General features: G+C 42.8%; 14 protein-coding genes and 2 riboswitches. All 14 genes read left to right on the top strand.

Annotated features, from left to right (window positions below; all coding sequences use genetic code 11):
* Window positions 1-180 precede the first annotated feature (180 nt).
* The 14 genes from ACSQ2E_RS21245 to ptsG all read left to right on the top strand — a co-directional run bounded on the left by ACSQ2E_RS21245 (window position 181) and on the right by ptsG (window position 20988).
* Window positions 181-750 (top strand): hypothetical protein, encoded by a 570-nt coding sequence (locus ACSQ2E_RS21245; RefSeq protein WP_435993933.1) that lies wholly within the window; start codon window positions 181-183, stop codon window positions 748-750.
* A gap of 720 nt (window positions 751-1470) precedes the next feature.
* On the top strand, window positions 1471-1623 hold the full coding sequence (locus ACSQ2E_RS21240) for a hypothetical protein (RefSeq protein ID WP_435993931.1): 153 nt from the start codon (window positions 1471-1473) through the stop codon (window positions 1621-1623).
* 64 nt (window positions 1624-1687) lie between these two features.
* Entirely contained in the window at window positions 1688-2875 is a 1188-nt protein-coding gene (locus ACSQ2E_RS21235; protein ID WP_435993929.1) for an alanyl-tRNA editing protein, read from the top strand.
* Between the two features lie 229 nt (window positions 2876-3104).
* The gene (locus tag ACSQ2E_RS21230) at window positions 3105-4505 is read left to right on the top strand and encodes a fibronectin type III domain-containing protein (RefSeq protein WP_435993927.1); all 1401 of its coding nucleotides are present in this window, start codon (window positions 3105-3107) and stop codon (window positions 4503-4505) included.
* Between the two features lie 12 nt (window positions 4506-4517).
* Window positions 4518-7052: a right-handed parallel beta-helix repeat-containing protein gene (locus ACSQ2E_RS21225; protein ID WP_435993925.1), complete on the top strand. Its 2535-nt coding sequence runs from the start codon at window positions 4518-4520 to the stop codon at window positions 7050-7052.
* Between the two features lie 122 nt (window positions 7053-7174).
* Window positions 7175-8644 (top strand): nicotinate phosphoribosyltransferase, encoded by a 1470-nt coding sequence (locus tag ACSQ2E_RS21220; protein WP_435993923.1) that lies wholly within the window; start codon window positions 7175-7177, stop codon window positions 8642-8644.
* A 71-nt stretch (window positions 8645-8715) separates the two neighbouring features.
* Window positions 8716-9543, top strand: coding sequence for an ammonia-dependent NAD(+) synthetase (gene nadE, locus ACSQ2E_RS21215; protein ID WP_435993921.1), 828 nt, complete (start codon window positions 8716-8718; stop codon window positions 9541-9543).
* Between the two features lie 227 nt (window positions 9544-9770).
* The gene (locus tag ACSQ2E_RS21210) at window positions 9771-10727 is read left to right on the top strand and encodes an AAA family ATPase (protein ID WP_435993919.1); all 957 of its coding nucleotides are present in this window, start codon (window positions 9771-9773) and stop codon (window positions 10725-10727) included.
* 102 nt (window positions 10728-10829) lie between these two features.
* Window positions 10830-11945, top strand: a complete 1116-nt coding sequence (locus tag ACSQ2E_RS21205) for a DUF58 domain-containing protein (protein WP_435993917.1) — start codon at window positions 10830-10832, stop codon at window positions 11943-11945.
* A complete protein-coding gene (locus ACSQ2E_RS21200) occupies window positions 11942-14146 on the top strand; it encodes a DUF4129 domain-containing transglutaminase family protein (RefSeq protein ID WP_435993915.1) in 2205 nt (734 codons plus the stop codon). Before ACSQ2E_RS21205 ends, ACSQ2E_RS21200 begins: the two co-directional genes overlap by 4 nt.
* A 39-nt stretch (window positions 14147-14185) precedes the next feature.
* A riboswitch (purine riboswitch) is annotated at window positions 14186-14287 on the top strand.
* A 127-nt stretch (window positions 14288-14414) separates the two neighbouring features.
* Complete coding sequence (gene guaA, locus ACSQ2E_RS21195) at window positions 14415-15968, top strand: glutamine-hydrolyzing GMP synthase (protein ID WP_435993913.1); 1554 nt, start codon at window positions 14415-14417, stop codon at window positions 15966-15968.
* 166 nt (window positions 15969-16134) lie between these two features.
* A riboswitch (purine riboswitch) is annotated at window positions 16135-16236 on the top strand.
* 108 nt (window positions 16237-16344) lie between these two features.
* Window positions 16345-17679 (top strand): NCS2 family permease, encoded by a 1335-nt coding sequence (locus ACSQ2E_RS21190; protein ID WP_435993911.1) that lies wholly within the window; start codon window positions 16345-16347, stop codon window positions 17677-17679.
* A gap of 217 nt (window positions 17680-17896) precedes the next feature.
* Window positions 17897-18739: a glucose PTS transporter transcription antiterminator GlcT gene (gene glcT / locus ACSQ2E_RS21185; protein ID WP_435993909.1), complete on the top strand. Its 843-nt coding sequence runs from the start codon at window positions 17897-17899 to the stop codon at window positions 18737-18739.
* Window positions 18740-18918: 179 nt separating this feature from the next.
* Window positions 18919-20988 (top strand): glucose-specific PTS transporter subunit IIBC, encoded by a 2070-nt coding sequence (gene ptsG, locus ACSQ2E_RS21180; RefSeq protein WP_435993907.1) that lies wholly within the window; start codon window positions 18919-18921, stop codon window positions 20986-20988.
* Window positions 20989-21324 lie beyond the last annotated feature (336 nt).

Raw genomic sequence — 21324 nt, 5'->3', positions numbered from 1 at the left:
TGCGTAAGATAAAGGGGGGATTCGTAGTAGGAGTAGTAGTAGGTATTGCGATTTACGTAGGGAAGAAAGGAATATTCTTTTAAATGATAATTATATGTGTAGTCAATTAACGGGTGAGAGTATTAATCTTAGATAAATATTATACTTTTTAAAAAATTAGTGGTAGGAGACTGATAAATCATGAGTTTTGTTACAGCAGTTGTGGGAGCAAATTTTGTATCTGTTACTGCCGATGGAAGAGGTAGAACACCTGAGGGTGTGATAATTAATGAAAATATCTTAAAATTTGTAAGGCCCAGAGAGAATTTAGTTATTGCTTATACTGGTATTAAAGAGGCTTGTGAAGATATTTTAGCTACTTGTAAGGTTGATATAAAAAAAGGTGGGCTTAATACTATTACTAAATCAATTAATGAAATATTAAACAGTGATAAATATGAAGGGACTAAACTATCGTTTATAGTTGCTGGTCGTAATGAACAAAACATAAATCAATTAAGTACGATTTCTAATTATGAAAGAAATACAGATGAAATAGCTATTGGGAATGAAATGAGGATAGCTCATTCTGGCAGTAACAAAATTAATGACAACAACATTGATTTTATTAAAATTCATAATATGTACATGGAGTCATTAAAAAATATTAGGAATATTCAAGATGTTGTTAATGCTCAATTTTCTTTCAACAATTCAGTTGCAGAAATTGATGATTCGGTAAATAGAAATATTAAACACGTAATTTTTTAGAAGCCATAAAACAGGGTGATTTTTATAGATTTATTGAATGTGAATGAAATAAATGCTATTAAGCTACCGGGGGCGTTTGCTAAACAAGCAGCCGTCCTTGTTCAAGTATCGGGGATATAACGAGAAAAGATAGCATTCTAAGTTGGGGTATCTGTCCCCTAATAACTTTGAGAGAAACTATCAACATTCAATCCTGGATTCTATCTCATAAAACAGCCATTTGGCGTTAGAATGGATCAGTCATGGGGTTGATTGATCATTTCGAATGCCCCACCAAACGAAGTGCGGTAGGATTTTGACAAATTGGCATCTCATTTTTTAATACCCATTTTCTTGACAGAAGTTACTTTAGTCTAATTAAGTAGCTTTTTTATTTAGGTGACCGATAAATGACCGAATTTATTCTTATTTAAGGTCTTTAGTTTAAATAAGTCTTTGAAAAACCCTAATTTTAAAGGAAGTATATTATCAATTTTATTGCATTGTTAAGAGTGTGGAATGGGCGGCATGATGTAATCATCATCCCCGATTCCTGGAGTTATCCAGATGAAGGTGGTCATTCCTTATGGAATGACCACTTTTTTGCGTTCGGAGAGAGTTGAAGGGTTTAAAACATCACCATATAGGCAAAAAGTATGATAAAAACACATCCATACCGAAACAATTTACGTATACTCCGTGTGACTTCTACTTTTCAACTAAACCAAAGCAGGTGATAACGTGAACTATTCAACGATGAAACTCAGGACGCTGGTAGAACGGGTCATTGAAGGAGACGAGCGGGCAAAGGAAGAATTCGAAAGGCGATGGGAGATTCCGTGGGAGCAGGTCGGGACGGTGCCGATATCGATTGAGAAGAAACCAAAGGACTGACGTGGTTCCACCCATCCTTCTTATGATAAAGTATGTGTAGAACAGTTCAGAAAGAGGGTTACCGATGACAGTCAAACAATACTATCAAGATGCCTATATAAAAACCTTTCACACATCTATTCAGGATCAACAGCAGGATGATTTAGGCTGGTACGTCGTATTAGAGCAAACGTCTTTCTACCCGACAGGTGGCGGCCAGCCCCATGATACGGGAACATTAAAGGATAAGCGGGTTATCAATGTTGAAGAGGTGAACGGAGAAATCCGTCATTACATAAAAGAACCGTTTGAAGATATTTCAGGAGTTGTCGAAGGGCAGATCGATTGGGAACGACGATTCGATCATATGCAGCAGCATGCCGGTCAGCATATCCTGTCTGCCGCATTTGCAGAAACACTGCAATACGAGACGATCAGCTTTCATCTCGGAAAAGAAGTCCTCACCATCGACTTAGACGTAAGTGACATTACCGAATCAGATGCTCTGCAAGCAGAAGAACTCGCCAACAGGATGATAAGGGAAGCGCGGCCGATCGAGACGAAGTGGGTGACGGAAGCAGAACTGTACGACTATCCGCTACGAAAGCAACCAACCGTCACAGGCGAGATCCGTCTCGTCATCATCCCGGACTTTGACTATAACGGGTGCGGGGGAACCCATCCAAGGTCCACAAGTGAAGTAGGGGCCATCAAGATCCTCGATTGGGAAAAGCACAAAGGCCATATCCGACTGCAGTTTGTGTGCGGAGAGCGGGTCCTTTATCAAATGCACCGTAAGCACGGAATCCTGAAAGAGCTCACAAGTGTCCTGCAGTCCCCGGAAGAAAACATGGTATCGACGGCCGAGCAGCTGATTTCCAAACAGAAAGAACAGGAGAAAGCACTGGAAGGATTGAAAGAGGTGCTTTTGACGTATGAAGCTGAAGGGTTACCAGGAGTCCAAAAAGATGGCTATATGCTTATCCAAAGAGCTTACAATGACAGGCCAATCCAGGAACTTCAGAAGATTGCCCAGCACGTTATTTCTAAGTTAGAAGATGCGATTGTGTTGTTGGTCGTGCATAATGATCAAAAGCTTCAGCTCGTAACGGCTAAGGGATCGCTTCCGACTATTAACTTAAGAGAAGTCACACAAAAAGTATTCCCACTTATCAATGGAAAAGGCGGCGGGAAAGAATCGTTTGTTCAAGGTGGGGGAGAAGCTGTAATGAGTAAGGAAGAACTGCTAGAAGCTCTTACAAAACAACTATAAAGAATGCGATAGAGCCACCCGGCAACTACCGGGTGGCTCTATTTAATATTCATTTATTTCCTTAGGGACAAAAGAATGGATATTTCCCCATTCTAATCACAACTTAACGGAATGTGCATAAAATAAAGCATGTCCAACTGTTACTTTTTTACTATTTTCAAGGGAAGTGAATAATGGTAACTGGATAAACATATGTAAATTTACGAAATATACTAAGGAGGCTGTGTAGATGGCAGTCAACGAAACAAATAATAATGGAAAGATTATCATTAATGACACGGAAATAGTTGTGTATGATGACAGTGGAATTCAAGCGGAAATGGACCAACTAGAAATCAGGTTGAACCAACTAGATCAAGAGAAGCACATCCATACAAATAAATCCATCTTGGACAAAATAGCACAAACAGGTACAGAGCCCTCAATAGACTTAAGCAAACTTTCAACACATGAGTCAGCCATTAATGATTTAACCACCTCAAGTCATTCCCACTCTAATAAACCCACTCTCGATCGATTAGGAATCTCCTCCTCGAACAAACTTACCATTGACGGCGAAGAACAAGAAAATAGCGGATACATCCATCCTGACTCACATCCGGCAAGTATGATAACTGAAGATGAAAATCATCGATTTGTGACGGATGATGAGAAGGCTTATTGGGATTCTAAAGTGGATGCTGCTCATAGTCATAGCCTGTCTGATCTCCTGGATATCGAACTGATCCCTAATCAACTGACGGATGGGGATATATTGGTTTATTCCCAGGGTAAGTGGAAAGCCGGTAAACAAAATGTTGGGGGAGGTTCTTTAAGATTAGAAGACTATTCTATGGACGAGCCTATTCGTTACGTCATTCCACTGGACGTCATTGAACTTCAAGCACTTAATATTACGAAAAATTCTATAACACTCACTTGGAAACCCAACTTCAGGACGAAAGATTCTTTAGAATATCTAGTATTTGTAGGGGAATCTCTGGTAGGTGCTACAACTGAAACATCATTCGATATTACACAACTAACGAGTTCCACTGAATATTCAATCAGAGTCGTTACGAGAAATGAAAATAACCAGGAATCCAATGGTAGAACAATCGTTTCTAAGACTCAAGGTGATGTAGTTTTATCTTTAAGAGAAGGAAGCGACTATGTAGAAACGCCTCAAATCACCTTTGACGCTATGGAAATTCAATGTTCCCTCAATCCCAAAGTCAATTCCTGGAGTAACTATTTAATAGAGGGAGCGACATCCGGAATTCAAATTTATACACAGCACAATGGTGCCAGCTATCGTCGATCCGGGTGCGATTTATATGTAAATGGGAGATTTGAAGCGAGTACAAGTTATGCAATCATCCCTTCCGGACAATTCGTAACCGTTCGGATTGAGGGTGTAAATGAGAGCGAAATTACTGATCGTTTTAACTTATTCGCAAGTAAGAATAACACGACAACTATGCAGGGGTTATTGTATCGCGTGAAGCTGTATGTTAGAAACGGGCGGGGAGATTTAACCCCTAAATCTGATTATGATTTTACCAATGAATCCACCAATCATTATGTAACGGATATACTAAATAATTCTCCTGCTCTAATCATACATGGAAGTTCTTTTATTGAGAATTAAATAGGGGTGATAATGTTGGATGGTAAAATAAAAAAATTGATAGATGAAGAAGGGACACTCGCTTTTCCTATAACAATAGCAGATTCCGTATTCATTAATAAAAACCAGAACCTTGCGGAGAAGTTATTTTCAGAAAGATATGGGCATGGAACATATGTAATCGATTTAGAGCATTGGGGGATTCAGAAAGGTTTGCCACAGAAACCGTATTCTGAAGAAGATTATCATAAAGCCTATAACAACATTAAAGGCATTAACCGGGCTTTAAAATATGCACATGGCAAAGAATTTACACTCGTTATGTTACCGAGGGGTGAATATTCCATCTGTTACCCTTTGTCGATTAACTTAGTGGATAACATGACATTTAATCTAAATGGCTCAACTTTAAAAGTGATGTATGACTCTGACAATAAATCCCCATATGATGAGCGAACTTCTGGAGCGATACATTTGTTTGCCGGAGTATCCTTTAAGTTTCACCAGGTAAAAAATGCCCATTTAACCAATGGGAAAATAATAGGCGATATGTATGAACGCAGTTTCAATGATCCGAGTGAGAAATATGTAGAACACACATATGGAGTATCCTTCACGTATGGAGCTTCTTATTGTTCTTTGAGTCACTGCGATATAAGTGGGTATGCGGGGGACAATGTCAATTTCACTTCAGTTGGATGGATTCGGGGAAGCATTCCGGGTACTCCGGTCCTTGGGGACATCGATGGAAGTGGGGTAGTCATTCCATCGACTAATAGCATCATTACCGATTATGTTCCAATACCTGAGGGTGAATTTAGTGTGATCTCTCTTTCGGGACAGGGGTACTCGAGGCAAACCAGCTTAAATAACAAAGAATTCAATGTAGCTTTTTATACAGAGGATAATACTTTTATAGGCAGAACCACCAATATGCGTGTGCTATTTCCTATCTCGATCCCTAAAAGAGCCAAGAAGATCAAATTCATCTTTAGAAATGAATCCGATCCTGGCAGGAACCTGAATATTTTTACAAACTTTGGAGGGATGCCTGCACATAATGTGGTGGAATTCAATGAAATTTATGATGGTCACCGCGGCGGAATCACAATGGGTGGTTCGTATTGTATTATTAAAAATAATCGTATTCGTGATAACGGGAAGTTCAATACGAATTTTTTAGATGGTGCTCCGCAATTTCCTGATTCTACAAAGTATGCAATTAACCAGGAAGATTCATATGGTGACAACAGTATCATTAGAGATAACTTAATCACTGGAGGTTTTCATGGGATATTGACCAGGGGATACTCGGTGTTTATTGAAAACAATGTCATCACAAATATGGGTGGCTCTGGAATTGTTGTATACGATCAGGAATTTGCCACTATTAAAGGAAATTATATGCGAAGGGCAGGTTTATATTTATTCGGGGCAGGCGGTCAAAAGAATGCTTTTGTAACTATTTCAAATAATTATATTGAAGGAAGCTTTAATGTAGAAAACCCCAGCTATAATACTATTGTTTCAAACAATTTCTTTAAAAATGGCATAGGTTCTTTGGGGAATGCTCTGTATAAGGATAATATAGTGAAATTGGTTGTAGGAGGTGCGATACTAAAGGCTGCGACTAAAATCAGTGACTGTACTTTTTATGCTGACCCTGGCGATCAAATCCAACCAGAGGTGCATTTTTCTAATGATTTCGAAAACTGTCAATTTAAGAACCTACTGATCACACTTAACACTGGAGTGCCAAGTAAGATCTCGATCCTGGGTTGTGAGTTCAATGACTGCAGGTTTCGGACGTATCAGCACTTTCACACTGTACAATTCGAAGACTGTCATTTTGTAGATTCCCTTGTCCAATCCACTTGTGTCAACAGTGAGAAAAGAAAAAATAATATGATGTTTAATCAATGTCATTTTAAATCAACAAAAATGCCTTACTTCTTTCAAGCAATGTCAAACATTTCAGAGGGTGTGCAGGTAGGCTTTCATGAGTGTCGGTTTGAAATAAGTAATAGTAATATTGAATCGTTATTTGATAATAACTATATTACCGATTCAATCATCGCGTCAATAATTGGAAACATAATTGAATTTAAAGGAGATACACCAATCACAATCCCTTATTTTAAAAATGACAAAGAAGTATGGGAAGCTCATATCACAAACAATAAAACGTATAATATCATCCTGACACTTCCTAATCTAGTTAGATACAAATTATTTGATCCTACTACTCACTCGGTCACTTCTCCTTCATCGGGTATTTTTTCTAGAGGCGAGATAATTTATAATGCGATGCCTGAAGCAGGAGGGAACTTAGGATGGATTTGTATTCAATCAGGCCAGGCAAATACGAATGCATGGAGTCCGAACACATCCTATTCGCTAAACGACCTCATCCATTCAAGCGGGTTTGTTTATAAATGTACACTTGCCGGAACTTCTGGGCAGTCAGCTCCTACTCACACAAGTGGGAGTGCAATCGATGGTACCGTTCAATGGGAATATATGAAGCCTTTAGCGGTGTTTAAAGAGTTTGGTGTTATTCAAGATTAGAGAACTGACAATTGTCAGTTCTTTTTTAGTTCCTATCATTCGATATCCCACCCAATATTGGTTAAAATAGAAAAGACTCAATCATGTTCAACAATTGGCTATAGCTTAAAGGAGAGAAATACATGACGAACTATGCAGATGATAGTTTAGCGTTGCATACAGATTTGTATCAGATAAATATGACGAAGGCTTACTGGGATGATGATTTCCATAATCGAAAGGCTGTTTTTGAAGTGTTCTTTCGAAAGCTGCCTTTTGGCAATGGATATGCGGTATTTGCAGGGCTTGAACGGATCATTGATTATGTGAAAAAGTTTCATTTCTCGGAAAGTGATATCGAGTACCTACGGGAGCTGGGGTATGAGGAGGCGTTCCTGGAATATCTTGCGGAGCTTCGTTTTACTGGGACAATCCGCTCCATGCAGGAAGGGGAGATTGCGTTTGGGAATGTTCCGCTTGTCCGTGTAGAGGCGCCTCTTGCTCAGGCTCAGTTATTGGAGACGGCGATATTGAATATCGTGAACTACCAGACGTTGATTGCGACGAAGGCGAACCGGATCAAGCAGGTGGTACAGGATGAAGTGGTGATGGAGTTCGGGACGAGACGTGCCCATGAGCTGGATGCAGCGATTTGGGGGACCCGTGCTGCGTATATCGGGGGCTTTGATGCGACGAGTAATGTCCGGGCCGGGAAGTTATTCGGTATGCCTGTTTCGGGAACCCACGCTCATGCCATGGTTCAGGCTTACCGTGATGAGTATCAGGCGTTCCATAAGTATGCGGAGAGCCACAAGGATTGTGTGTTCTTAGTCGATACGTATGACACGTTAAAGTCCGGTGTCCCGACGGCGATTCGAGTCGCGAAGGAGCTTGGAGATAAGATTAACTTCAAGGGGATCCGTCTTGATAGCGGCGACATGGCGTATCAATCGAAGATCGCCCGTAAGATGCTTGATGATGCAGGTTTTACGGATACGAAAATCATTGCCTCGAATGATCTGGACGAGTATACGATCCTGAACTTGAAGGCTCAAGGAGCACAGATTGATGTATGGGGTGTCGGAACGAAGCTCATCACAGCTTACGATCAGCCTGCTTTAGGTGCCGTGTATAAGCTCGTGTCCATTGAAAATGAGTCAGGTGATATGGAAGACACGATCAAAATTTCGAGCAATGCCGAAAAAGTTTCAACTCCAGGGATGAAAAGGGTTTACCGCATCGTCAATACGGTTAATCATAAATCAGAGGGCGAATATATTGCCCTGGAGCATGAGCACCCTGAAAGTCAGGAACGGTTGAAAATGTTCCACCCTGTGCATACGTATATCAGTAAGTTCGTCACGAATTTTGAAGCGAGGGAACTTCATGTGGAGGTCTTCAAGAACGGTGAGCTTGTATATGATACGCCTCCATTATCAGAAATGAGAAGCTTCGTGAATGAAAATCTTGAATTGTTATGGGATGAATATAAGCGTTCCATGAACCCGGAAGAGTACCCAGTGGATTTAAGTGAAGAGTGCTGGAACAATAAGATGGATCTGATTCATCGTGTAAAAGCCGAAGTGAAAGAAAAACAAAGCAGAAATTGGTGAGATTCCCTTTGTTTGGGCAAGATAAAGAGATATAATATGATGTAATAAAACCTAACATGGAGTGTGAAGAAATGGATTCTCTTCAAAAACAAATCGTAGAAGAAATGATGGTCTCCCCGGAAATCAATCCGCAGGAAGAAATCCGTCGCAGCGTCGACTTTATGAAGGCATACTTGAAGAAGCATTCGTTCATGAAAAGTCTGGTCCTCGGAATTTCAGGAGGTCAGGATTCTACTTTATTAGGTAAACTTGCACAGATGGCCATCGATGAAATGAATCAGGAATCAGCATCATCGGATTATGCTTTTTATGCCGTCAGACTTCCTTACGGGGAACAGGGAGATGCCCAGGATGCCATTGATGCCTTGGAATTCATCAACCCGAGCGTGTCGATGACGGTCGATGTACAACCCGCAGTCGATGCAAGCGTAGAAACGTTGAAGAAGAACGGGGTCGAGCTTTCCGACTTTGTCAAAGGGAACGAAAAGGCGCGTGAACGGATGAAGGTGCAATTTGCCATTGCCGCCATGAAAAATGGCGTGGTGCTCGGTACAGATCACTCTGCTGAAGCAGTTACCGGCTTCTACACCAAATATGGCGATGGAGCGTCAGATCTCGTCCCCCTTTTCCGCCTGAACAAGCGTCAAGGGAGAATGCTTTTGATTGAGCTTGGCTGTCCGGAACACTTATACAATAAGAAACCGACAGCGGACCTGGAAGAAGACCGTCCGCAGCTCTCGGATGAAGAAGCCCTTGGCGTCACGTACGATCAGCTGGATGATTACCTGGAAGGGAAAGAAGTACCCGCTGAAGCTAAGAAAACCATTGAAGGTCATTACCTGAAAACTCAACACAAACGTCATCTGCCGGTCACGGTGTTTGATGATTTTTGGAAATAGTCAAGTGGAAAAGCCGATTCTCGTATAATGGAGAATCGGCTTTTTAAATTGAATGACAGCAAGATGCCGCTACGAAAATCAGAACTGACCTTCACCTCGATGCCCCTCATATCCTACCAATTCCCTAAAAATAATCTACCAATTTCCCATTTTATAGAGGATTTTCGACTTTTTAAACGAAAGTAGTAATAGTTAAAGATGAGTTTGAATCATTCAGGAGGGGTACGATGTCACATGAGACAGTGAATCCAAAGTTACAAAGTATCATTGATAATATAGAGAAAGTCATGATCGGGAAGAGGAAGGTAGCGGAACTGAGCATCGTTTCCCTGCTTGCCGGGGGACATGTATTGCTTGAGGACGTTCCGGGTGTAGGGAAAACGATGATGGTCCGCGCATTGGCGAAATCGGTTGGAGCGAGCTTTAAGCGAATTCAGTTTACGCCGGACTTACTGCCTTCCGATGTGATCGGGGTATCGATTTATAACCCGAAAGAGATGGAATTTAATTTCAGACCTGGACCGATCATGGGGAACATCATTCTTGCGGATGAAATCAACCGTACATCACCGAAGACACAGTCCGCTTTACTTGAAGGAATGGAAGAGAGCAGCGTCACAATTGACGGGATGACACGGAAGCTTGATAAGCCTTTCTTCGTTATGGCGACCCAGAATCCGATTGAATATGAAGGGACCTATCCGCTTCCGGAGGCTCAGCTTGATCGATTCCTTTTAAAGATGAAGATGGGGTATCCGGAACCTGAAGAAGAGATGGAGGTTCTTCACCGTGCCCAAAGGACTCCACCGATCGATGAATTGGCGCCTGTTATGACCCTTGAGGAATTGAGATATATCCAAGGGGATGTCAAGGAAGTATTGGTGGATGACACCATTAAGAAATACATTGTAGAGATTGCGAACCGTACAAGGATCCATGCCAATGTGTATCTGGGAGCAAGTCCCCGTGGATCGATTGCCCTGATGAAGGCATGCCAGGCCTATGCCTACTTAAGAGGCAGGGATTATGTCGTTCCCGACGATGTTCAATTTCTGGCGCCATTCGTATTTTCTCACCGGATCATTATGAAGTCGGAAGCGAGATACGAAGGGATTACCCCTGAAGAAGTGGTGGAGAGAGTCATGGCGCGAATACCGGTCCCGGTACAAAGGCTTGTGAGATAGATGAAGACGAAACTTCAATTTATTAAACCGCTAGGGAAGTTTTTGCTCCTTCTTATCTTGATGGGCGTGACTTTTTCATATGCGATGTTTCAGGGTGGGTTTGTGAGCTGGTTTTTGTTCTACAGTTTTTTGCCGTTTTCCCTTTATTCGATTTTTGTGTTCTTATATCCGTTATCGGAGTTTTATGTGGAGCGGAGTTTTGAATCTGCTGAGTACAAGGCCGGGGACGAACTGAAGGTTACGATCACCCTGACCCGGAAGCTGCCGTTTCCTCTGTTTTATTTGGTATTGGAGGATGTGGTGACTGATTCTGTCTTTCATCAGTCCGGTTTCCAAAAAGCGAAAGCGATGATTCATCCCGGATTCAGAAAACGAATCAAACTGACCTATTACATCGATGAGCTTCCCCGAGGGGAACATATCTTTTCTAAAGTCAGGCTCAAAACAGGTGATTTCTTTGGTGTTTTCGAAAAGGAAGCCACGGTGGATTGCGTGGACAGGCTCCTCGTTTACCCGTCGATCGTCGATGTCCCTTACCGACCGCTTGAGAATCGATATGACCAGGGGATGACGACTTCGAGCGTGAAGATCCAAAAGGATACGACGATGGCGACGGGTATCCGTGAGTATCAACCGGGTGACCGCTTCTCGTGGATTCATTGGAAGACCTTTGCCAGGACCAATGAGCTGATGACGAAGGAGTTTGAGGAACGCCAGTCACACGATGTCCTCATTGTACTCGACAGGGAGTCCTCACAAACGTTTGAAGCGATGGTGACTTTTACGGCATCGATGATCAGGTCCATCGTCAAAAAAGGGGCTCAGGTCGGTCTTGTGTCAATTGGTGGAGATCATGTTTCTTTCCCCATCCGGGGGGGAGATGAGCACTTGAGTCAGCTGAATTATCACTTGGCGAAAGTGAGGCAGGACAGCCCGTTTGCTCTATGGAAAGTCCTGCAGGGAGCGGGATTGAACTATTCTCAATCAGCGGCGGTGCTATTTGTGACCTCATCCGTCTCAAAAAAAATGATCATGAGCGTGAACGAATATGCGAAGCGGAACAGCTCTGTCGTCATCTTTCTGGTAAAGAGGGCAGGGGATGCTTACACCGCAGAAGAGAAATCGTTGAAAGCCTATGCCTCCTCGCGCGGCATACGATTGCAGGTATGCTTTGAAGGCGACTTCTCCTCGGCATTTCTGGAGGTGAAACGGGCATGAGGCAAGAAACAGCGAACTCCTATTTCAAGATCGTGACCTATTTCTTTGGATTTCTACTTTTATGGGAGTGGTTAAAACCACTTAAAGTTGTAACGGACACAGCAAGCCTGACCTATTTTATTGTCTTTATTGCCTTGGCCCTCACCCTGTCTTATTTCCGGATTCATTATGCTATCACGGCATTTGTGAAGATCCTTTTTATTCTGTACAGTCTGCATGGGTTGTATTATATGGGCTCTTTTTTCTCTCCCAAGTGGTTCAAGGAGTTCAGTCATGATTTATGGGAGAATCTCGGACTGACCCTCGGGCGCGAATGGCCAAGTTTGTCTTTTGAGTATAGAAGCTTGTTGTTCTTTGTGCTTCTGTGGCTGATGACGTACTTGATCCATTACTGGCTATCTGTTCGAAAAACGATTCTTCTGTTTTATGTAATGACGGTCACTTATGTGTGTTTAATTGACACTTTCACTGTATATGAAGGGGATAAATCGATTATACGGGTCGTCATTTTCGGCTTTCTTCTCATGGGATTACTGGCTCTTGAAAGGCTGGTGCAAAGAGAGAAGCTCCTTGGTTCCAAGATGAGCCGCCATCGCTGGATCGTTCCACTGACGGTGATGCTTACGATCAGCTCGGTTGTTGCTTTTGCGGCACCTAAAGCCGACCCGATCTGGCCGGATCCTGTCCCGTATCTTCAATCCTTTTCTGAGGGGGCAGGTGGAAGTGGTGTCAGCAAGATTGGCTACGATACGGATGATACTAAGCTTGGGGGTCCCTTTGTCGGTGATCCCACAGTCATTTTCAATGCAGAGGTGACGCGGGAGCATTACTGGAAAATTGAATCGAAGGATTTATATACGGGGAAAGGATGGGAGCAGTCGATTTCTGACGATCAAAAGGACCCACTCACGTTTGATTCGGGGAAAAAGGTACCGATTCCGTCACCCCAATCGGATGAAGAGCGGGACCTGGAAAGTGAGAAGGTCATGGTCGAGCGTACCTATTCCCATGTCGCTTATCCTTATGGGGTAGAAACGATCACCGGGAATAAAAATGGGTATTTCAGCTTCAATCCCATAGATGAAAAAGTGACGACTTATAAAGAAGCCGATGAAACGGTTAAGCTTGAAGAGTATAAGTTGTCCTACCGCTCCCCGTCTTATTCCCAGAAAAAGATGAAGGCGGCCAATGAAGAGCAGGAGATCATGCAGGTCCCTGAATTCGTCGATCGTTACACCCAGCTGCCCGATACGACTCCTCAGCGAGTCAAGGACCTCGCTGTTGAGATTACGGCGGAAGAGGATAATTGGTATGACAAAGTAAGGGCGATCGAAGGGTACTTTTCAAAGGAAGCCTATGTGTATGATCAGTTTGATGTTCCTGTCCCGGAAGAAGAGCAGGATTACGTAGATCAATTTCTCTTTGAAACACAGCGTGGCTATTGTGATAACTTCTCTACATCCATGGTGGTGCTGGTCCGCTCACTCGGGATTCCGGCAAGATGGGCTAAAGGCTATACAGAAGGGGAATATAGCAGGCAGGTAGATTCCACCTATAAACTCTACGAAGTATCGAACAACAATGCCCATTCATGGGTAGAGGTGTTCTTCCCGGAAGTGGGCTGGGTTCCGTTTGAGCCTACTGTCGGTTTCAGCAACAATGTTTCTTATCAGTATGACCTTGATATACCCGATTCAGATGATAATGAAGTCCCTATTCCGGAGAAAAAGGAAGCACCGAAACAACCCCTGCAGCCTGAAGAAGATATCGCATCTTCCGGTGATGGTTTTTCTTTATCGAAGCTTTGGGATGATATCACGTCATTCATTGCGGACAATTGGGGCAAGATCGTGATGGGAACCATTCTCCTGATCATCATTGCGATTGCATTATACCTTGTGAGAAGGCGCTGGATGCCTTATGTCCTGATTTTCTATTACCGCAGGAAGTCATCAGATGACGTATTCTCGGAAGCCTATCTGTCCCTCATGAAACAATTGGGAAGATACGGATTGAAAATGGATGATGGTCAGACATTACGGGGCTATTCCAGATATATCGATCAGTTCTTCGGTACCCGTGAAATGACCAGTTTGACCAATAATTATGAACGTATATTATACGGTCAGAGCCCAACATCAGAAGATTGGATGAAGATGAGGGAATTATGGGAAAATTTAATTAAAAGGACAACCGGTTGACCCGATTGACCACAAAGTATAAAATGATGTCAAATTCAAATAGCGTTCGTTAGCATCCTTCGTATATCCTCGATAATACGGTTCGAAAGTATCTACCCGGTCACCTTAAATGACTGGACTATGAAGGCAGTGTTCTTAGTTGACATCCGTGTATGCAAAAAACTAGAATTCTGCCTTTTTTAAGGCGAAGTCTAGTTTTTTTTATATTTTTTTGGAATGCTAACAACAATAGATGGTAGTAGGTAAATAAACTGAAGAGGTGAACTGAATGCTTGGTAAAGAAGAATTGCACAATCAGGAAATGATCGTCGTTTTGGACTTTGGAAGTCAATACAATCAATTAATTACGCGAAGAATTCGTGAGTTTGGTGTTTACAGTGAGCTCCATCCGCATACAGTTACCCTTGAAGAAATCCAGGAAATGAATCCGACGGGGATCATCTTCTCCGGCGGTCCGAACAGTGTGTACGGTGAAGATTCATTCCGTTGTGATGAGCGCATCTTTGATCTTGATGTTCCGATTCTTGGGATCTGCTATGGCATGCAGCTTATGACGATGCACTTTGGTGGGAAAGTGGAACGTGCGAAGCACCGTGAGTACGGGAAGGCAGCCATCAATATTGAGAAACAGTCCAAAATATTCTCGAATCTTTCCGAAGAGCAAGTCGTATGGATGAGTCACGGGGATCTTGTAGTCGAAGCTCCTGCAGGATTCGATGTGAACGCAACGAATCCATCTTGCCCGATCGCTTCTATGAGTAACGAGGAGAAAGGGTTATATGCGGTGCAATTCCACCCTGAAGTACGACACTCAGAACATGGAAACGAAATGCTGAAGAATTTTGTATTCGAAGTGTGTGGGTGCACAGGCGACTGGTCCATGGAGAACTTCATCGAAATGGAAATGGACAAGCTCCGTCAAACCGTGGGAGACAAAAAGGTCCTTTGCGCATTAAGCGGCGGGGTCGATTCATCTGTAGTGGCCGTATTGATCCATAAAGCAATCGGTGATCAATTGACATGTATCTTCGTCGATCACGGCCTTCTCCGTAAAGGCGAGGCTGACAGTGTGATGAAGACATTCGCTGACGGCTTTAATATGAACGTGATTAAAGTGGATGCCCAGGATCGTTTCTTGAATAAATTAAAAGGTGTATCCGACCCTGAGCAAAAACGTAAAATCATCGGGAATGAATTTATTTACGTGTTTGATGATGAAGCGACGAAGCTTCAAGGCATCGAATATCTTGCGCAAGGTACGTTGTATACAGATATCATTGAAAGCGGAACGGCGACTGCGCAAACGATCAAGTCTCATCATAATGTCGGCGGGCTTCCTGAAGATATGCAGTTCACACTGATTGAGCCGCTGAACACATTATTCAAAGATGAAGTGCGTGCATTAGGTTCTGAACTCGGTATTCCGGATGAAATCGTATGGCGCCAACCATTCCCGGGACCGGGTCTTGGTATCCGTGTGCTAGGTGAAATTTCCGAGCAGAAGCTTGAAATCGTCCGTGAGTCTGATTATATCCTTCGTGATGAAATCAAAAAGGCAGGACTTGACCGTGACATCTGGCAATACTTCACCGTTCTTCCTGACATCCGAAGTGTCGGCGTCATGGGTGACGCAAGAACCTATGACTACACAATCGGAATCCGTGCTGTCACGTCCATAGACGGTATGACGTCTGATTGGGCGCGTATCCCATGGGATGTCCTTGAGAAAATTTCCACACGCATCGTGAACGAAGTCGATCATATCAACCGCGTGGTGTATGATGTGACGAGTAAGCCACCTGCAACGATTGAGTGGGAGTAATGGAATAGTTGTAAAGCTGACAGGTTCTTCCGTTTCGACAAAGACGGAGGACACCTGTCGTTTTTTGTATTAAACGAACATTAAATCGAAAAATATATAATAATGTTCGTATTTTGTATTGACGGGCTCATTTCATGTTGGTACAATAGTACTGTAATCATAACAAAACATTATAAAAGTATTACGTCGTATAATTTCGGGAATAAGGCCCGAGCGTTTCTACCAAGCTACCGTAAATGGCTTGACTACGAGGTGATGGATGATAGGACCGTTTTTTTAGCGGCTATCAATCTGGATCTTAACAGTCAAAGCCTTGAACTCTGGTAGTTCGAGGTTTTTTTATTTTCTACGGCGACTCTATAGGAGGAGTACAAGAATGAGGAATTTCTTTCAGTTCGACCAGTTAGGAACGAATTATAAAAGGGAGATCATCGGGGGATTGACCACCTTCCTATCGATGGCCTATATCTTAATCGTTAACCCGCTCACGTTGACCCTTCAATCTGTTCCGGATCTTCCGGACAGCATGAGAATGGATTACGGTGCAGTGTTTGTGGCAACAGCATTAGCAGCGGCCATCGGGTCGTTAATCATGGGATTGATCGCGAAATATCCGATTGCTCTCGCACCAGGGATGGGCTTGAATGCCTTCTTTGCTTACACGGTCGTATTGACGATGGGTGTACCTTGGCAATCTGCTTTAACGGGAGTATTGATTTCGGGACTGATATTCATTGCCTTGACGTTATCAGGCATCCGGGAAAAAATCATAAACTCGATCCCAGCCGAATTGAAATACGCCGTCGGAGCGGGAATCGGGCTGTTCATTACCTTCATCGGCTTTCAAAATGCAGGAATCATCGTAAACAACGATGCAGTATTAGTGGGACTTGGAGACTTAACGAAGGGAACCACGTTACTTGCCATTTTCGGTATCATCATTACGGTGATCCTGATGACAAGGGGCGTTAAAGGCGGGATTTTCATCGGGATGGTCGTAACGGCCGTCGTAGGAATGATCGCGGGCCTTATCGATACACCGGAAAGAGTAGTGGACGCGGCACCAAGTCTTGCTCCGACATTCGGGGCAGCGCTGGAACCATTGTTCAATGATGCAGGCAGTATTTTTACAATCCAAATGCTAGTGGTCATCCTGACGTTCTTATTCGTCGATTTCTTTGATACAGCCGGTACCCTCGTAGCGGTAGCCAATCAGGCAGGCCTGATGAAAGAGAACAAATTACCGCGTGCAGGAAAAGCGTTATTCGCAGATTCTTGTGCAACGGTAGTCGGCGCTATCTTAGGAACATCGACCACAACGTCATATATTGAATCATCTGCAGGGGTTGCAGCTGGAGCAAGGACAGGATTCGCATCCGTTGTGACTGCCATCCTTTTCGTCCTTTCGATTTTCTTCTTCCCGTTACTTGCCGTCATCACATCGGCTGTGACGGCACCGGCACTCATCATTGTCGGGGTACTGATGGTATCGTCACTAGGTGAAATCGACTGGAAGAAATTCGAGGTAGCTGTACCGGCATTCCTGACCATTGTCGCCATGCCCCTAACGTACAGCATTGCAACAGGTATCGCCATCGGGTTCATTTTCTACCCGATCACGATGATCATGAAGGGTCGCGTGAAAGAAATCCATCCAATCATGTACTTCCTGTTTGTGATCTTTGTACTGTACTTTATCTTCCTGGTATAAGTTTAGACAACCATTCATCAGAAGCTGATCTCTTACAGATCAGCTTCTTTTTGGTTTTTATCAGAGAAAGTGTAGAAAATAAATAAAGGGAATAGCGACAAAGGTAGAGAAAGTAGTACAAAGGTAAGAAGTATCAATTGAAAAAAGGGTCAGTTTTCGTTAAAATCATGGAATCGGGTAGTGTCGAAAATGGTCGAATATATAGGGAGAATTGAGTATGTCTACTTTAAATGTAAAAAAAGCCTTAAATAACAACGTTTTGATTGCCGTTCACGAGAGCTACGGAGAAGTCGTGCTGATCGGGAAAGGGATAGGGTTCAACCGGAAAAAGGGTGATCCCATCCAAAATGATATTGCCGAAAAGATGTTTGTCCTAAAAGGGGAAAAAGAACAGGAGCAATACAAAAACCTTCTTCCTTTTTTAAATGAGGATATGTCAAACGTCATTATCTCTGCCATCGAATTGATCAGGAAAAGAACCAATTCATTTCTTAACGAGCATATCCATATTGCCCTTACAGACCATATTCTATTTGCCATTAACCGATTGATGAGAGGGATGGAGATCAGGAATCCGTTTCTGGTGGAAACGAGAACGCTGTACCCTTTTGAATATGAAATAGCGAAAGAAGTCGTCGGCATGATCAATGATATGACCGATGTGCATTTGCCTGAAGGGGAAGTGGGGTTCATTGCCCTTCATATTCACAGCGCCATGATGAACAAGGATCTTTCCGAAGTGAACCAGCATTCTCAGTTGATCAGTCGTCTGATAGGGATGATCGAACTACAGCTGGACGTTGAAATCAACAAAGAAAGCGTCGATTATATGAGGCTCATACGACATATCCGTTATACGATTGAACGGGTTTTACGGGGAGAAAGAGTAGAAGAACCAGAAAAAATAGCAAAACTGTTGAAAGAAGAATATCCTGTCTGCTATAATCTATCATGGAAGCTGATTAAGATGATGCAGCAAACATTGCAAAAGCCCGTGTACGATGCAGAGGCAGTATACCTCACGATGCATCTTCAACGGATTCAAAATAAAGTGAATTAATGTACTTATCTTTCTTACGTGTTACTGATTCGATCAGGCATGAGTGAAGAAGATAATTGAAACGTGTATTTTGGGGTAGTCTATCCATATACGTTCATTATCCTCTTTTCTCATGCCTTTTTTGTTTGGCGCAATCATCTAATTAGTCGAAAAATGAAAAATAAAGGGAGGAAACTCACATGTTTAAAAAGGCTTTTGGTGTATTACAAAAAGTCGGTAAAGCATTAATGCTTCCAGTTGCGATCTTACCTGCAGCAGGACTTTTACTAGCGTTTGGTAATGCTCTTCAAAATCCAACGCTTCTAGACATTGCTCCATTCCTTAATAACGGCGGCGTTGAAACCGTTGCCAGCGTAATGGAACAAGCGGGTGGAATTATCTTCGGAAACTTGGCACTGCTCTTCGCAGTCGGTGTTGCCATCGGTCTCGCCGGTGGAGAAGGGGTGGCCGGTTTAGCGGCTATCGTTGGTTTCCTCATCATGAACGTAACGATGGGTACAGTAGAAGGATTAGGTATTCCTGATGTTACAGGTGATAACGTAGATCCGGCATTTGCAATGGTTCTCGGTATCCCAACCTTACAAACAGGTGTATTCGGCGGTATCATCGTCGGGATCCTGGCGGCGTCAATGTACAATCGTTTCTATCAAATCGAACTTCCTTCATACTTAGGATTCTTCGCAGGTAAACGATTTGTTCCAATTGCAACAGCGGCATCTTCCGTTGTACTAGGATTATTGATGCTATTGATTTGGCCACCGATTCAAGACGGTCTTAACACATTCTCAAACTTTATGCTTGGTGAAAATAGAGCATTGGCAGCATTTGTATTCGGTGTAATCGAACGTTCACTTATTCCATTTGGATTACACCACATTTTCTATGCTCCATTCTGGTTCGAATTCGGTTCTTACACCTCTGCAACGGGAGACGTTGTACGTGGGGACCAGGCAATCTTTATGAAACAAATTCAAGATGGTGTACAAGACCTTACTGCCGGTACATTCATGACAGGTAAATTCCCATTCATGATGTTCGGTCTTCCAGCAGCGGCACTAGCGATCTACCATGAAGCTAAGCCGGAACGTAAAGCTGTTGTAGGTGGAATCATGGCTTCTGCTGCCTTGACTTCATTCTTGACAGGTATTACAGAACCAATCGAATTCTCATTCTTATTCGTAGCACCTGTACTATTTGGAATACACTGTATCTTCGCAGGTTTATCATTCTTAACGATGCATCTGTTAAATGTAAAGATCGGTATGACATTCTCGGGTGGATTAATTGACTACGTACTATTCGGATTGATCAATCCGCAAACGAATGCCTGGATCGTCATCCCGGTAGGTATTGTGTTTGCTTTCATTTACTACTTCGGATTCCGTTTCGCTATCCGCAAGTTCAATCTTATGACTCCGGGTCGTGAAGATGTAGATGAAGACGAAGATGACGCTCCGGCAAGTTCAGCGGGCGATCTTCCGTACAATATCCTTGAAGCAATGGGCGGACAAGAGAACATTGCTCACTTAGATGCATGTATCACTCGTCTTCGTGTTTCTGTCAATGACGTGCAAAACGTGGATAAAAATCGTCTGAAAAAGTTAGGTGCTTCAGGTGTACTTGTAGTTGGAGACAACATTCAAGCGATCTTTGGACCTAAATCAGATACAATCAAATCTCAAATGCAAGACATCATCCGTGGAAAAACGCCACGAAAAGTAGAAACAAACGCAAACGAAGAAGTAGAGCAACAAATCGAAGAGGTGAATCCGGAAGCTCTTCAAACTGAACGCAATAACGAAAAGTTTGTAGCTCCGATCACAGGTGAAATCAAAGACATCACAGAAGTGCCTGACCAAGTATTCTCAGGTAAAATGATGGGTGACGGTTTCGCGATCGTACCGACAGAAGGAACAATCGTTTCTCCTATCACAGGTAAAGTCGTAAACGTCTTCCCGACAAAGCATGCCATCGGACTTGAGTCCAAAGCAGGCCGTGAAGTCCTGATCCACGTGGGAATCGATACAGTGAAACTGGAAGGGAAAGGATTCGAAGCGCTAGTAAAAGAGGGAGACCAGGTAGAAGCCGGTCAACCATTACTGGAAGTGGATCTTGACTACATCAAAGCAAACGCACCTTCCATCATGACACCGATTATCTTCACTAACCTAAAAGAAGGTCAACAAGTAACAATCGAGAAGTCTGGTAAAGTGAATCGTAACGACGAAAACGTAATTAAGATCGACTAATGATTCTATAAAAAACCGGCACACTATCCATAGCGGAAGGTGTGCCAGTTTTGTTTTTGACCATATATAGAAGAAAGAGGATGTTTTAATAGAAGAATCACGAAACCTTATTAGAAAGGTTTGAAAGTTTTCGAAATAAATCTATCAAATCTATTGACGAATATCTAATAGCTTGATATACTTTAAAAACCGTCGGAAGAGAGCAGCGGGTACATCACAACATTCAGCAGGATGATAAAACATCTCAAAAAAAGTTGTTGACAAACACACTGCATTCTTGGTATGATGGTCAAGTCGCTTCGAGAGAAGCACTTACACATTGAACCTTGAAAACTG

It is taken from the genome of Rossellomorea sp. LjRoot5 (assembly GCF_964253455.1).
Taxonomy (GTDB): domain Bacteria; phylum Bacillota; class Bacilli; order Bacillales; family Bacillaceae_B; genus Rossellomorea.
Note: the sequence above shows the minus strand (reverse complement) of the source record. Positions and strands in the feature narration are given on the sequence as shown.